This window comes from Streptomyces sp. KPB2 (assembly GCF_003950055.1).
Taxonomy (GTDB): domain Bacteria; phylum Actinomycetota; class Actinomycetes; order Streptomycetales; family Streptomycetaceae; genus Streptomyces; species Streptomyces salinarius.
In genome coordinates this window covers 5,715,913-5,728,773 of record NZ_CP034353.1, presented here as the reverse complement: position 1 = coordinate 5,728,773, position 12,861 = coordinate 5,715,913, and the positions used below count along the sequence as shown (strand labels likewise).

12 protein-coding genes and 1 tRNA gene are annotated in these 12,861 nt (G+C 72.3%); 6 read left to right on the top strand and 7 right to left on the bottom strand.

The features are described 5' to 3' along the window. The first annotated feature begins 88 nt into the window (after positions 1-88). A complete protein-coding gene (locus D1J63_RS25720) occupies positions 89-451 on the top strand; it encodes a hypothetical protein (RefSeq protein ID WP_125632017.1) in 363 nt (120 codons plus the stop codon). Positions 452-613: 162 nt separating this feature from the next. On the opposite strand, the gene D1J63_RS25715 is transcribed toward D1J63_RS25720, so the two are convergent. After that, a tRNA-Val gene (locus tag D1J63_RS25715) sits at positions 614-688 on the bottom strand. Positions 689-930: 242 nt separating this feature from the next. Here D1J63_RS25715 and D1J63_RS25710 point away from each other — a divergent pair. The 3 genes from D1J63_RS25710 to D1J63_RS25700 all read left to right on the top strand — a co-directional run bounded on the left by D1J63_RS25710 (position 931) and on the right by D1J63_RS25700 (position 3,447). Then, positions 931-1,701, top strand: coding sequence for a DUF4097 family beta strand repeat-containing protein (locus D1J63_RS25710; protein ID WP_102928527.1), 771 nt, complete (start codon positions 931-933; stop codon positions 1,699-1,701). Between the two features lie 71 nt (positions 1,702-1,772). Next, positions 1,773-3,176 (top strand): hypothetical protein, encoded by a 1,404-nt coding sequence (locus D1J63_RS25705; RefSeq protein ID WP_125632015.1) that lies wholly within the window; start codon positions 1,773-1,775, stop codon positions 3,174-3,176. A gap of 52 nt (positions 3,177-3,228) precedes the next feature. After that, positions 3,229-3,447 carry a zinc ribbon domain-containing protein gene (locus D1J63_RS25700; RefSeq protein ID WP_125632012.1) on the top strand — a complete coding sequence of 73 codons (219 nt, stop codon included), beginning with the start codon at positions 3,229-3,231 and terminating at the stop codon, positions 3,445-3,447. 17 nt (positions 3,448-3,464) lie between these two features. Here the strand turns inward: D1J63_RS25700 and D1J63_RS25695 are convergent, their stop codons facing one another. Beyond that, positions 3,465-4,109, bottom strand: coding sequence for a response regulator transcription factor (locus D1J63_RS25695; protein ID WP_164712973.1), 645 nt, complete (start codon positions 4,107-4,109; stop codon positions 3,465-3,467). Further along, entirely contained in the window at positions 4,100-5,197 is a 1,098-nt protein-coding gene (locus D1J63_RS25690) for a histidine kinase (RefSeq protein WP_240798798.1), read from the bottom strand. The genes D1J63_RS25695 and D1J63_RS25690 overlap by 10 nt, the downstream gene beginning before the upstream one ends. Before the next feature lie 177 nt (positions 5,198-5,374). Between D1J63_RS25690 and D1J63_RS25685 the strand changes: the two genes are divergently transcribed. Beyond that, on the top strand, positions 5,375-6,208 hold the full coding sequence (locus tag D1J63_RS25685; RefSeq protein WP_176155382.1) for a DedA family protein: 834 nt from the start codon (positions 5,375-5,377) through the stop codon (positions 6,206-6,208). On the opposite strand, the gene D1J63_RS25680 is transcribed toward D1J63_RS25685, so the two are convergent. The 3 genes from D1J63_RS25680 to D1J63_RS25670 form a co-directional block, all read right to left on the bottom strand. Further along, the gene (locus tag D1J63_RS25680; protein ID WP_125632010.1) at positions 6,126-6,938 is read right to left on the bottom strand and encodes an HAD family hydrolase; all 813 of its coding nucleotides are present in this window, start codon (positions 6,936-6,938) and stop codon (positions 6,126-6,128) included. The genes D1J63_RS25685 and D1J63_RS25680 overlap by 83 nt on opposite strands. Beyond that, complete coding sequence (locus D1J63_RS25675; protein ID WP_125632008.1) at positions 6,938-9,523, bottom strand: phosphoribosyltransferase; 2,586 nt, start codon at positions 9,521-9,523, stop codon at positions 6,938-6,940. Before D1J63_RS25675 ends, D1J63_RS25680 begins: the two co-directional genes overlap by 1 nt. Positions 9,524-9,676: 153 nt before the next feature. Continuing rightward, on the bottom strand, positions 9,677-10,843 hold the full coding sequence (locus D1J63_RS25670; protein WP_125632006.1) for an HpcH/HpaI aldolase/citrate lyase family protein: 1,167 nt from the start codon (positions 10,841-10,843) through the stop codon (positions 9,677-9,679). A 208-nt stretch (positions 10,844-11,051) separates the two neighbouring features. On the opposite strand from D1J63_RS25670, the gene D1J63_RS25665 reads away from it, so the two are divergent. Next, the gene (locus D1J63_RS25665; protein ID WP_125632004.1) at positions 11,052-12,032 is read left to right on the top strand and encodes a TerD family protein; all 981 of its coding nucleotides are present in this window, start codon (positions 11,052-11,054) and stop codon (positions 12,030-12,032) included. A gap of 54 nt (positions 12,033-12,086) precedes the next feature. Here the strand turns inward: D1J63_RS25665 and D1J63_RS25660 are convergent, their stop codons facing one another. After that, entirely contained in the window at positions 12,087-12,824 is a 738-nt protein-coding gene (locus D1J63_RS25660) for a Tellurium resistance (RefSeq protein WP_102928521.1), read from the bottom strand. Between the last annotated feature and the right edge of the window lie 37 nt (positions 12,825-12,861).

Below are 12,861 nucleotides of genomic sequence, written 5' to 3'. Positions count from 1 at the left end.
CAGTCGGCCCGAGCCGGGGCGCCACCCGTTCGCGTGAACCACCGAAGGGAACGCGCGCCTCAAAATCGAACAGGCGTATCATTGGAACGTGGCTACGACCTATGATTTCCCCAGTGACCTCCTCGCCGGTCAGGAGGAACTGCATCAGGTCCGGGCCGAGTTGTCGGCCCTGCTGAAGAGACTCCCCTGGTCCGTCGAACCGCTGGAGGGGTTCAGCGACGACACCGGCTGGCGCAAGGTCGAGCGCCCGGCCTCGCCCGGCTGGTCGGCGGACGAACAGGCGGAGGTCGAAAAGCTCCGGCAGCGCGAGCGCGAGCTGGCCGTGTTCGTCAGCACCCATCGCTACTGGTCGGAGATAACCGGCCCCGACCAGGTCCGCGCCCGGTCGGAACTGAAGCGCGCCCACCAGGCCCCGCTCCCGCGCACCCCGCCCGGGCCCGGGCCCGCCTGAGGAGCGTCACCCGGCGCTTCTCATGGGCCTGGGCTTCTCATGGGCCTGTGCTTCTCACAGCCCTGGGTCTCACGGTCCTCGTCCCGGTGAGACGGAACGACCGCACGCGTAAGGCCCCCGGAAGAACTCCGGGGGCCTTCGCACCGACGACGGCGCCGGTCCTGGTGGGCGCGGACGGTTTCGAACCGCCGACATCCTGCTTGTAAGGCAGGCGCTCTACCCCTGAGCTACGCACCCAGGACGAGTCGACAGCCTACATGGCCCGGGGCGCTGCCCGGCAAACGCGTTCAGGCGGTGCTCCGGCCCAGGGGCCGGGGGGCCGGGGCCGGGGGTTAACCCCACCCCGGATCCGGTAGCGGCCCGGATCCCGGCGGGGGCCCGTGCTCCGTACGGTCGAAGAGCCTCGCCGAGCGGGGGCGTCCGCCACCGCGGAAAACCCGGGCGCGGCACCTCGTCGTCCGTTCCAGGGGGAGACCGTCATGCCTGCCCGTACCGTTCCCGTCCGCGCGTTCGCCGCCGCCGGCGCCGTCGCCGTTCTCGTCGCGGGCCTGAGCGCCTGCGCCTCCGCGTCGGACGACAAGGAGCCCGAGCACCGGTCGTTCGCCCTCCCGGGCCGTACGCTCACCGTCGACTCCGACGACTCCGCCCTGGAACTCGTCGCCTCCGACGACCACGCGTCCGGCAAGGTCGAGGTCACCCGGTGGTTCTCCGGGTCGGTCGCCGTCGGTTCGGAACCCGAGGTGACCTGGAAGATGGACGGCGACCGGCTGGTGCTGCGGATGCACTGCTCCGGCGTGGTCGCCAACTGCGCGGCCAAGCACCGCGTCGAGGTGCCGCGCGGCGTCGCCGTGAAGGTGAGGGACGGGGACGGCAGCGTGCGGGCGAGCGGGTTCGAGGACGCGCTGAACATCCGTACCGGCGACGGCTCCGTGCACGTCACCGACTCCTCCGGGCCGCTGGAGCTGCGTACCGACGACGGTTCCGTACGTGCCGCCGTCTCCTCCCGGCAGGTGAAGGCGCACACCGGCGACGGCTCGGTCCGGCTCGACCTCGGCACCGTCCCGGACCGGGTGGAGTCCCGCACGGGCGACGGCTCCGTGACGATCTCACTGCCCCGGGCCACGTACAAGGTGTCCACCGACACCGGTGACGGCGCGGTCGACGTGTCCGTGCCCACCGACGGCGCCAGCGCGCACGTGGTCGACGCCCGGTCCGGTGACGGCAAAATCACCGTCCGAACCGCGAACTGACCGGCCCGTGTGTTCGTCCTCAACGGGTGGGAGAATGAACCCGGGCAGGACGGACGACACGGGAGAGTGATGTGACGGCGACGCCATCGCAGCCGTACTCGCCGATGGTGGTGCGCGCCCAGCGCCTGCCGCACCACTCCCGCCGCCGGGCGCCCGGCGCGGCCCGTGACGCGATCACCCTGATGGGCCTGCCGCTGCTCGCCGTCCTCGCGCTGCCCGCCGCGTTCGCCGGGGGCGGCACCCGGCGGTGGTTCGGCGGGCGGGCCGAGAGCCAGCGGGCGGAGGCCCAGACCGCGAAGGACGACGCGGCCGCCGCCTTCTACGAGCTGGACACCGCCCAGCGGGACCTGCGGATCTCGATAGAGACGATCGCCGCCGTCGACTCCTCCCCCGCCGCCCGCCGCGCGGTCACCGACTTCGAGGCCCTCGGCCGGCGCATCGACGAGGTCAGCCACCAGTACATCAGCGCCGTCGACGCCCACGACCTGGACCGGGACGACCTGGAGGCGTCCGCCGCCTCCCGCGCCCGCACCGAACTGACCGCCGCCAAGACCGAGCTGGGCCGGGTCAAGCAGGAACTGGACCGCTTCGCCGAAGGCCTCGGTCCCCTCCTCGGCAAGGCCGAGACCCAGTTGGCCCGGCTGGCACCGGCCGTGGAACGCGCCCGGCAGGCCCTGCTCGCCGCCTCCAACGCCCTGGACGCCGCGCGCGGATCCGGCCTGAAGGCCGACGACCTCGCCACCCGTCTCGCCACCCTCGGCCCGGAGCTGACCCGTCTGAACCAGGGCGCGGGACAGCACGGAGTGCCCCAGACCCTCGAGCGGGCCGAACGCGTCACCCGGGAGGCCGAGGCGGTCCGCGCCGAGGCGGAACGCCTGCCCGAGCGCGCCGCCGAGATCGACCACCGCCTGGTCTCCCTGCGCACCCGCGCCCAGGCCCTGACCACCCGGACCGGGCAGGTCGAGCCGGTGCTCAGCGAGCTGCGGCGCCGCTTCACCGCCGCCTGCTGGCAGGACCTCCAGCACGTGCCGGAGCAGGCCACCGAATCGGTCCGGCAGGCCGAGCGGAAACTGTCCGAGGCACGGACCGCCCGCGACGAACAGCGCTGGCCCGACGCCACCGCCCTCCTGTCGACGGTACGAGCGCTGCTGAACTCGACCGACGAGGCCGTCTCGGCGGCCGGCGACCGGCTGCGGCAGCTGAACGCCGTGCAGAAGGACCCGCAGCAGGAGATCGAGCGCACCCGCTTCGCCATCCGCGACGCCCAGCGCCTGGCCATGGCCGGCCGCAACACCCCCGAGCCCCGTCACGCGCGCCCCCTGGACGACGCCGTGGCCCGGCTGGAGCGGGCGGCCACCACGCTGGAGGGCCGGCACCCCGACTACTGGCACTTCCTGACGGAGACGGAAGCGGTCCGGCAGACCGTGGCCCACGTGGTCGCCCAGATCCGCGAGGAACGCGGGGCCGGTCACTGACCGCCTCGGACGACTGGGGCCACCGGCCGACCCCGCCGGTTAACCTGTGCGCATGCCTCGCTACGAGTACCGCTGCCGGAGCTGCGGCGACACCTTCGAACTGAGCCGTCCCATGGCCGAGTCCTCCGCCCCCGCCGCCTGCCCGGCGGGTCACGACGACACGGTGAAGCTGCTGTCGACGGTCGCGGTCGGCGGCTCGGCTTCCGCGTCCACGCCGGCGCCCTCGTCGGGTGGCGGCGGAGGCTGCTGCGGCGGGGGCTGCTGCGGCTGAGGCCCGCTCTCCTCGGCTCAGCTCCCCAGATAGCGCAGCACCGCCAGCACCCTGCGTGAATAGCCCTCACCTCCCGTCAGCTCCAGCTTGTCGAAGATCGCGTTGGCGTGCTTCTCCACGGCGCTCTGCGAGATGTGCAGCCGTCGTGCGATCGCCGCGTTGGTGTGGCCCTGCGCCATCTCGGCCAGCACGTCCCGCTCCCGTACGGTGAGCCGGGCGAGCAGGTCGGTGTGCGTCGTACGGCCGAGGAGCTGACGGACGACCTCCGGGTCGAAGGCGGCACGTCCGGCGGCGACCCGCTCCAGCGCGTCGAGGAACTCGTCGACCTGGACCACACGGTCCTTGAGCAGGTAACCGACTCCTTCCGTGTCCCCGGTGAGCAATTCGGTCGCGTACCGCTTCTCGACGTACTGCGACAGCACCAGCACTCCGACCTGCGGCCACCGCTCGCGTATCTCCAGGGCCGCGCGCAGGCCCTCGTCCGTGTGCGTGGGCGGCATCCGGACGTCGGCGACGACCACGTCCGGCGGGTCCTCGGCGACCGCCTTGAGCAGCAGTTCGGCATTGCCCACGGCCGCGAGGACCTCGTGGCCCTCCTCCGCCAGCAACCGCACCAGCCCCTCCCGCAGCAGGGTCGAGTCCTCGGCGAGCATCAGCCGCATGGCAGCTCCGCGGCCACGAGGGTCGGCCCTCCCGGCGGGCTGACCACGCTGAGGCTGCCGTCGAGGGCGGCGACGCGCCGGGCGAGGCCGAACAGTCCGCTGCCGGCGGCGTTCGCCCCGCCGCAGCCGTCGTCCTGCACACTCACGTACATCCGTTCCTCCTCCACTCTGACGGCGACGCTTATGCGGGTCGGCGCCGCGTGCTTGACCGCGTTCGTGACCGCCTCGCAGACCACGAAGTACGCGACGGTCGCCACCGCCTGCTCGGGCTCCTCGGTGAGCTCGTACACGACTCCCACCGGCACGGACGCCCGCTCGGCGACCGTCTCCAGGGCCGCGCGCAGCCCCGCCTCGTCCAGCGTGGTCGGGTAGATCCGCCACGCCACCTCGCGCAGCTCGTCCAGGGCACGGCGGCTCTCGTCGTGGGCCTGGCCCAGCAGCCGGTCCCGGCGGTCGGCGTCCTGACTGCGGCGGGCCCGGCCGAGGAGCATGCCGAGGGCGACGAGGCGCTGCTGCACGCCGTCGTGCAGATCGCGCTCGATGCGGCGCCGTTCGTCGTTCACCGCGTCCACCACCGCGGCGCGGCTGGCGGACAGCTCGGCGATCCGCCGCTCCAGCTCCGCCTGGTGGCGAGGGCCGAGGAAGTGCCGCGCCAGCTTCCCCTCCAGTCCCGCCACGCCGAATATTCCCTGCACGGCGAGGAACACGAGGAAGAGGCCGCCCAGACTGCCCAGGACCAGCGAACCGGGATTGCGTATGCCGTCCAGCAGGAGCCAGCCGTACACCCCGAAGGTGCCGTACGCCAGGCCGACGGCGGCCGTCAGCATCACGACCCCGCCCAGCACGCCCAGGGTCCAATGGCAGGCGATGTACCGCAGCACCCGCACGTCCTCGTACGCGGGTGTGACGCGGAGGTCGAGCCACATCCGCAGCCGGCCCCGCTCCAGCTCCGCCAGGATCCGCGCGCCCGCGAGGATCGGCCGCAGTACCGCACGGCGCCCCGCCGGCCAGGCCGCCACCGGCAGCAGGGCCACTCCGGCCAGCAGGGCGAAGAGCAGCTCGACGGCGGCCGTGGCGGTCCCCATCATGAGGCCCACCCCGCACCGCAGTACACGTCGCGCCGTAACTCGCATGATCGCGAGGCTAGTCGGGCGGGTCGGCGGCGCACACTGCGGAAAACCGCAATTCCCGCCTGCGGCGCACCGCATTCGATCCTGCGGTCTTCCTCAGGGTCCCTTCAGCCGCGATTTTCTAGCGTGGTCGTCATGACAGCCATCGCAGCGCAGTCGGCCGCGGACAGCGGCGCGGCCCCGCAGTGGATCAACGACCTCATGGACGCCCTCGGCGCGCCGGGTGCCGGCCTCGCCATCGCTCTGGAGAACCTGTTTCCTCCGCTGCCGAGCGAGGTGATCCTGCCGCTCGCCGGGTTCGCCGCGAGCTCCGGCCGGATGAACCTGATCGCCGTCCTGCTGTGGACGACGGCGGGTTCGGTGATCGGCGCGCTCGCCCTGTACGGGATCGGTGCCCTGCTCGGCCGGGACCGCACGGTGGCGATAGCGGGGAAGCTGCCGCTGGTGAAGGTGTCCGACATAGAGAAGACGGAGGCCTGGTTCCTCAAGCACGGGACGAAGGCCGTGTTCTTCGGCCGGATGATCCCCATCTTCCGCAGTCTGATCTCTGTCCCCGCGGGTGTCGAGCGGATGCGGCTGCCCGTCTTCCTCGCCCTGACGACGCTGGGCAGCGCCATCTGGAACACCGTGTTCGTCCTCGCCGGCTATGCGCTGGGGGACAACTGGTCCGAGGTCTCGGAGATAGCCTCCACCTACTCGAAGGTGATCCTCGCCGCGGCCGCCCTGGCGCTGCTGGTCTTCGTCGGCATGCGCCTGTTGCGGCCGGGGGCCGGCCACCGCAGGCGGGGCCGCGGGGGCGACGGGCGGCAGGACATACGGCCGCCGGCCGACGACGGCCACCCCGGCACCGGGGACGGTGCCGGGGCCGGGAGCCCGGACGGCGGGTTCAGCGAGCCCGGCTCGACGCGCGCAGGAACTCCCGGAGGATCCGCTCACCGGCCAGGACGCCGCGCTCGGGCAAGGCGCTGATCGTCGGAGCCGTCCACCCGGAGTCGGCCAGTTCGCCGTGGCCCGGACGCCAGCCGCGGTCGGCGGCGAGGAGCAGGTCAGCATCGAGAAGCGAGTCACCGGCGGCGAGGGTGAGTTCGGCACCGGTACGGCGGGCGACCTCGTGCACTGCGGCGCTCTTGGTGAGCGGCTTGGGGACGGCGTAGATCTTGCGGCCCTGGAGTGACACGGTCCAGCCGCGGTTCTCGGCCCAGACGGCGAGTTCCTTCACCCAGTCCTGGGGCAGCAGATCGCGTTCGACCACCAAGTAGGCGAAGAGGTCCTCGGCGACCCGGTGCTTGCGCACCCACAGCGGGTCGGCCGTGCTCGCCAGGTGATCGCGGACCTCGGCCAGCGAGGCGCATTCGTCGGCCAGCCGTGCGGTCACCTGTGCGTGCCAGTCGGGGTCGGAGACCCCGTCCACCAGGAGGTGGCCGCCGTTCGCACAGATCGCGTACTTCGGGGCGGGGCCGGGGAGGTTGATCCGCTGGTACTGCTTGCGGGTCCGGGTGGTGGTCGGCACGAAGACCGCCGTGTCGCCGAGGTCGGTCAGCAGTTGGGCGGCGGTCTCGGTCATGTAGGAGAGGGGTCTGCTCTCGTAGACCTCCACGCACAGCAGGCGGGGCGCCCTCAGGTCGGGCATGGTCAGTCCGAGTGCGGCAGCGGAGTAGATGAGCGTGCGATCGAGGTCGCTGGCGACGAGCACCGGCATCAGAGCGTCACCGCCTTGCCGTCGGCGCCGGTGGCGCCCCGCGTGTACTGGGGGTGGATCAGCCCGACGCAGGTGTAGGGAAGGTCGGCGACCTCCTCCACGGGTACGCCCCGCTGCTCGGCCAGCAGACGGACATGGTCCAGGTCGGCGCCGGCCCCGGCTCGGGCCAGCACCTTCCACGGGACACGGCGCAGCATGACACGCGTGGTCTCGCCGACGCCGGGCTTGACGAGGTTCACGTCGTGGATGCCGTACTCCTCGCTGATGCGCTCGACGGCGGCCCAGCCCTCCCAGGTGGGGGTGCGGTCGGCGGAGAGAAGCTCCTTGACGTGGGCGTCGACCGACTCCGTGACGTCCGGGAAGCGGGCGGAGACGGCGTCCAGGAAGGCCGGCGACAGATCGGCGCCGGCGAGTTCGCTGTAGAACTTCGCGCCGTGGAAGTCGTGCGGGCCGACCAGGTCGGCGCGGAGCACGGTGCGGGATATCAGGCCGGAGACGGTGGAGTTGAGGCAGGCCGAGGGGATGAGGAAGTCGTCGCGCGTGCCGTAGGTGCGTACGCAGGAGCCGGGGTCGGCCAGTACGGCGATCTCCGGGTCGAAGCCGGTGACACCGTCCGAGGCCTCGAAGTCGCGCAGCGCGGCGGCGAGTTCACGGGTGATGGCGCCCTTGCCGGTCCAGCCGTCGACGAAGACGACGTCGGCGGGGTCGTGGTGGTCGGCCAGCCAGCGCAGGGCGTTGGCGTCGATGCCCCGGCCCCGGACGATCGACACCGCGTAATGAGGGAGGTCGAGACCATGACGGAACCGCGCCCAGCGGCGCATCAGAACGCCGACGGGTGTGCCCGCCCGGGCGAGCGAGACCAGGACGGGGCGGGGCGACCGCTCCGTGAGCACGACCTCGGTGACGGCGCCGACGGCGCGCGCCAGCCGGGCGGCGGACGAGTCCAGCGCCGCGTGGAACAACTCCTGGTACTGCTCGCTGGGCTGGTACTCCACGGGCAGCGACTCGGCGTAGTGCGCGCCGCCGCTCTGGATCGCCTCCTCGCGCTCCTCGGTCGGCGCCTCCAGGGTCACGTCGGAGAGGTCCTGGAGCAGCCAGCCGACCTCGTCGGGCGCGTACGAGGAGAATGCGGGGCCGCGCAGCGGCTCGGGCAGCATGGGGGGCCTTTCTGGCGCTTGCGGGGCGGGCGAGGCGGGCGGGACGTACGACGGGACGACCGCGAGCAGGACGTGCGGGACGTGGGCGGCGAGCCGGGCGGCGAGTCCGTCCGGGGCGTGCAGCGCGGGAGTGTCGGCGGCCGAGTCGACGACGGCGATCACGGCATCGAAGCCGGCGCCCGCGACGTTGTAGGCGTAGCGCTCGCCGGGGCCGTCGGCCGGGTCGTCGTGCGCGGGGAAGACCAGGCGGGTGCGTATGGCGTAGCCGGGGTCGTCGACGGCGAGGACGGGAGAGCGGGTGGTGGTGGAGTAGCGCACGTCGACGTCGCCGCCGACGGCCTGCTCCAGCGCCTGGGCCAGGCGGAGGGGGGCGTACATGAGTTCCTCGAAGCCGAGGACGAGCACGCGCCGGGCCCGGGCGGGCAGTGCGTCGGCGATCCGTGCCGCCATGCCGGGCAGGGCGCTCTCCAGCCGGTCCCGGTCCGCTGCGGTGAACCCGTGCCGTCCGCCGTCGGGCACGTCGTGGGGCCAGCGCAGATCGACGCGCTCGACGGAGCCGGGCGAGGCGGCCCTGCGGCTTCCACCGGTCGGCCCCGAGGCCGGTTCCGACGTGGCTTCCGACGTGGCTTCCGTCGTGCGTTCCGTCGTGGCTTCCGTCGTCGGTTCCGTGGCCGGGTCGACGGGCGGCGCCTCGTACCGGGCGACCAGTTCCTGCCCCTTCTCCAGCACGCCCGGCGGCAGCCGGACGGTGCCGGAAGCGGTGGTCACCAGATCGACGCGGGCACCGATCTCACCGGCGAAGGCGTCCAGCCGGCCGGCGTCGGCGGGCGAGCGCATGTCGACGAGCGCCACCACGACGTACCGCTTGCGGGGATAGCGCTCGTGCAGGGCGCGGATCGTGTTGAGCACGGTGTTGCCGGTGGAGAACTCGTCGTCGACGAGGATCAGCGGCCCGTCCCCGGCCAGCAGCGCCGGGTCCTGCGGCAGCAGGAGGTGGGAGGTCGCGTGCGAGTGGGACTCCTCGAAGCCGCCCGCCCGGGCGACCCCGGCGACCGCACGACGGGTGGAGTGCAGGTACGGGGCGGAGCCCAGGCCGTCGGCGACGGAGTGGCCGAGTCCGGTGGCGGTCTCCGCGTAGCCGAGGACGACCGCGCCTTCGGCCGCCTCGGCGCCGAGCAGCTCGCGGACGCGCCGGCCGAGGGCGACGCCGTGGCCGTAGACGACGGAGGGCGCCTGCGGCACGTGTTTGCCGAGCACGTTGGAGACGAGCAGGTGCGCCCGCTTGGGGTTGCGGCGCAGGGCGAGCCCCAGGAGGCCGGTCAGGGCCTCGTCGCCGGCGAGTTCGACGCCGAGCCGCTCGGCGACCCAGCTGCCGGACCAGACTCCGGTCTCCCCCTCGGCGTGCGCGGCGTGCGCCCTCTCGGTCATGTACTCGTGCCTCCCGTGGTCCGCCGCGGCATGGGGCCCGGCGTCGGTCTTGGATTCCTTGAGTTCGGCGTCCGGCGTCCGGTCGCACCGCGTCCGCTCACTCGGCGTTCGGGCGCCACGCGTTCGGACGCCTCGCGTTCGGACGCCCCGCGTTCAGTCGGACAGGCCGGCGGCGAGCAGTTCCACGAAGCCGACGTCCTCGTTCGCCACCCCGAAGACCTCGGCGCGCAGCAGGGTCCGCTCGGCCCAGGCGCGATGGGGCTTCACCTCGTTCATCTTGTTGGTGTAGGCCGACCGCATCACGCCTCCGCCGCACCGTTCGGGCCGCAGGATGTCCTGGGCGTCGCTGAACTCCTCGTGGCTGACCACGGACAGCGCGTGCACGGGGAGGACGTGCGAGGGGTGGATGCAGGTCTTGCCCAGCAGGCCGTTGGCCCGGTCCAGGGAGATCTCGCGCAGCAGGCCGTCCATGGAGTGCTCGATGAGCTTCTGGCGCAGTTCGACGGCCTGGCCCTCGAGGAAGGGGCTCTGCCGCAGTTGCGGTTTGAACATGCGCTCCTGGACGCGGAAGTACTCCCACACGGGCCCGGTCACCGTGAATCCGGTGCCGTCGGCGCGGGCGAGCATGTTGACCACGTCGGCGATCACGGAGGCGACGATCTGGACGTCGTAGGCCGTCATGTCGGGGCCTCTGCGCAGGCCGTAGGAGGAGCAGAAGTCGGTCACGCCGAGCCGCAGCGCCAGCACGCGGTCCCGGAACTTGTCGACCGCGCGGAAGATCCCCTCCAGCGTCTGCACCCGGGACTCCCGGTACAGCAGGTCGGGGGACTCCAGCACGGGCATGGCGAAGAGTCTGTGGCCACTGGAGGCCTCGGCGGCGGAGAGTGCCTCCAGGAAGGGCATGCCGCGTTCCTCGGTGAACTTCGGCAGCACGAATCCGGACAGCAGCCGCACGGCGGGGCCCAGCCGCCGCACGAGGTCGGGTATCTGCTCGGGGGTGCGGACCCGGATGAAGAGGAGGGGGACGTCGATGTCCGACCGTTCGGCCAGGTCCGTGAGCTGACGGACGAGGTTCGCCTCGCCGACGGGCACGTCGGCGTCGTCGATCGAGTCCTCCAGGCACAGCACCATCGACACCAGCCCGCGCGCACCCTGCTTCAGGATGTCGTCGGCGAGGTTCGGCCGGGTGGCCGGGCTGTAGAGCGTGGCGCCCAGCGCGGCGGACAGCACCCGGGCCGGGGAGTCCGCGGTGAAGGAACAGGGCTCCTGATGAAAGAGACGCTTCCGCACATCAGGGGCTATCTGTCCGAAATGACGCATTGAAACTCCCCCGTGGTGTCTGGGCAACCTGTGAATCGACGAAAGGTGGCCGGTAATAGTACGTACGTATCCATGTCGCAGGTTCCCACCGGGCATGAATTCCAGGTAACCCGGCCGTGTCGGCGACGGCGACCCGGAGCGCGTGGACACAAGCCGAGTACCCGCCCCCGCGTTGTCGTGACCAGGACCGAGAGGGCAGGATGACGGCATGACGCACGCGATGCTGAAGGGGTCGAACGTCCCGCTGCAAGCCACCACGGTACGCGCCGTGCTGCGCTGGACCCCTGGGCAGGGGGTTCCCGACGTCGATGCCTCCGCGCTGCTGCTGGGGCCGGACGACCGTGTGCGTTCCGATGAGGACTTCGTCTTCTACAACCAGCCCCGGCATCCCTCCGGCCAGGTCTGGCGGCTCGGCAAGAAGCGGGTCGCCGAGGGTCTGACCGACACGATCCAGACAGACCTCTCCGGCGTCGAGCCCTCCGTGGGCCGGATCCTGCTGGTCGCCTCCGCGGACGGCGTCACCTTCGACCGGGTCACCTCGCTGCGCATCCTGCTGTACGACGCCGCGGCCGCCGACGCCGAGCCGCTGGCCCACTTCGACGTCAAGCCGGAAACGGGCCAGGAGACGGCGCTGATCTGCGGCGAGCTGTACCGGCGCGGGGAGGCCTGGAAGTTCCGGGCGCTGGGCGAGGGCTACTCCAACGGGCTCAAGGGCCTGGCGACCGACTTCGGCATCTCGGTGGACGAGTCGGAGGGGGCGGACGACCCCGTGTCGGCCCCCCGGCCGGAACCGGTGCAGCCGGCCCCCGCCCCGTCCGCTCCGTCCCGGTCCGCGCCCGAGCAGCCCACCTCCGCCCAGCCGGCGTCCGCTCCGCCGGTGGTCGGTCCCGAGCAGCCGACGGCCGTACAGCCCCTCCCCGGGGCCTCTCGGCCACTGCCGCCGGAGCAGCCCACCGGGGTACCGGCACAGCCCGCGTACGGCTATCCGCAGCAGCCCGCGGCGGCCCAGCCCTCCTACGGATATCCCCCGGCGGCGGCCGGCCGGCCCGGGTACGGGTATCCGCAGGCGCCCGCCACGGCCGGAGTCACCGGAGCGCAGTCCGGTTACGGCTATCCGCAGCCGGTCACCGGGGCGCCCGATCCGGACTTCCGGCTGCCCCCGCAGGGACCGCAGTTCCTCGGCCGGTAGTCGTCCCGGCCGGGAGGCACGGCCGCGGGAGGCGGCAGCGGCCCGGTCGCGGGCTCAGCGCTCCGCCTTGCTCTTGTGCCCCCGGCCCCATTGCAGTCCCCACCCGTAGAGCCGGTCCAGTTCGCCCTGGAAGCCGTAGACGAACTTCACCTCGCGGCGGACGAGGATCTCGTCCTTGACGTTCTCGATCATCACCACGGCGCAGGACCGGGCCTGCGGGTGGCGTTCGTCGAGGCCGATCTCGATGCGCGGTCCGTTGCTCGGGTAGAGCGTGACGACGGCGTGGGTCCGGTCGAAGGCGGGGGTCTGGTCGTAGATGTAGGCGAAGAGCAGCAGGCGCTTGATGGCGTCCCTGTGGTCGAGGTTGATGTAGATCGTCTCGCCGGAGGCGGAGCCGAAGCGGTCGTCGCCGCTGAGTTTGACGTAGGGCGGGGCGTTGACGTCGCCCAGGAAGCCGCCGAGCGGCTGCACCACCCCGCGGGTGCCGTCCTGGAGTTCGTAGAGGCAGCCGAGGTCGAGGTCGACGTTGACCATGCTCTGGCTGTGCCCGACGACCTCGGGGGGCTTGAGCGCCTTGAAGGGGTGCCGCAGCAGGCTCTCCCGCTGGGCGCCCGAGATGTCGGAGGTCCGCATCCGCCAGGAGAGGTTGACGCGGAGATTGCCGGTCGCCGCGCCCTGCTTGGTCAGGGAGACCTGGCTGTGCCGTTTGGTCAACTGTATGGAGTTGGTCGCCGCGCTGCCCGAGTCGAACTCGGACTCGCGGCCGCGCCACAGCCCGTCCAAGAAGCCCATTCCCGCCCCACCTTCGCGTCACCGCCGACGGGGCGGC

What these genes read in the sequence shown, in the direction of transcription:
- D1J63_RS25710 (WP_102928527.1), top strand. Translation starts at nt 931, where the DNA reads ATGCCTGCCCGTACCGTTCCCGTCCGCGCGTTCGCCGCCGCCGGCGCC.
- D1J63_RS25700 (WP_125632012.1), top strand. Translation starts at nt 3,229, where the DNA reads ATGCCTCGCTACGAGTACCGCTGCCGGAGCTGCGGCGACACCTTCGAA.
- D1J63_RS25695 (WP_164712973.1), bottom strand. Translation starts at nt 4,109, where the DNA reads ATGCGGCTGATGCTCGCCGAGGACTCGACCCTGCTGCGGGAGGGGCTG.
- D1J63_RS25690 (WP_240798798.1), bottom strand. Translation starts at nt 5,197, where the DNA reads ATGATGGGGACCGCCACGGCCGCCGTCGAGCTGCTCTTCGCCCTGCTG.
- D1J63_RS25685 (WP_176155382.1), top strand. Translation starts at nt 5,375, where the DNA reads ATGACAGCCATCGCAGCGCAGTCGGCCGCGGACAGCGGCGCGGCCCCG.
- D1J63_RS25680 (WP_125632010.1), bottom strand. Translation starts at nt 6,938, where the DNA reads ATGCCGGTGCTCGTCGCCAGCGACCTCGATCGCACGCTCATCTACTCC.
- D1J63_RS25675 (WP_125632008.1), bottom strand. Translation starts at nt 9,523, where the DNA reads ATGACCGAGAGGGCGCACGCCGCGCACGCCGAGGGGGAGACCGGAGTC.
- D1J63_RS25670 (WP_125632006.1), bottom strand. Translation starts at nt 10,843, where the DNA reads ATGCGTCATTTCGGACAGATAGCCCCTGATGTGCGGAAGCGTCTCTTT.
- D1J63_RS25665 (WP_125632004.1), top strand. Translation starts at nt 11,052, where the DNA reads ATGACGCACGCGATGCTGAAGGGGTCGAACGTCCCGCTGCAAGCCACC.
- D1J63_RS25660 (WP_102928521.1), bottom strand. Translation starts at nt 12,824, where the DNA reads ATGGGCTTCTTGGACGGGCTGTGGCGCGGCCGCGAGTCCGAGTTCGAC.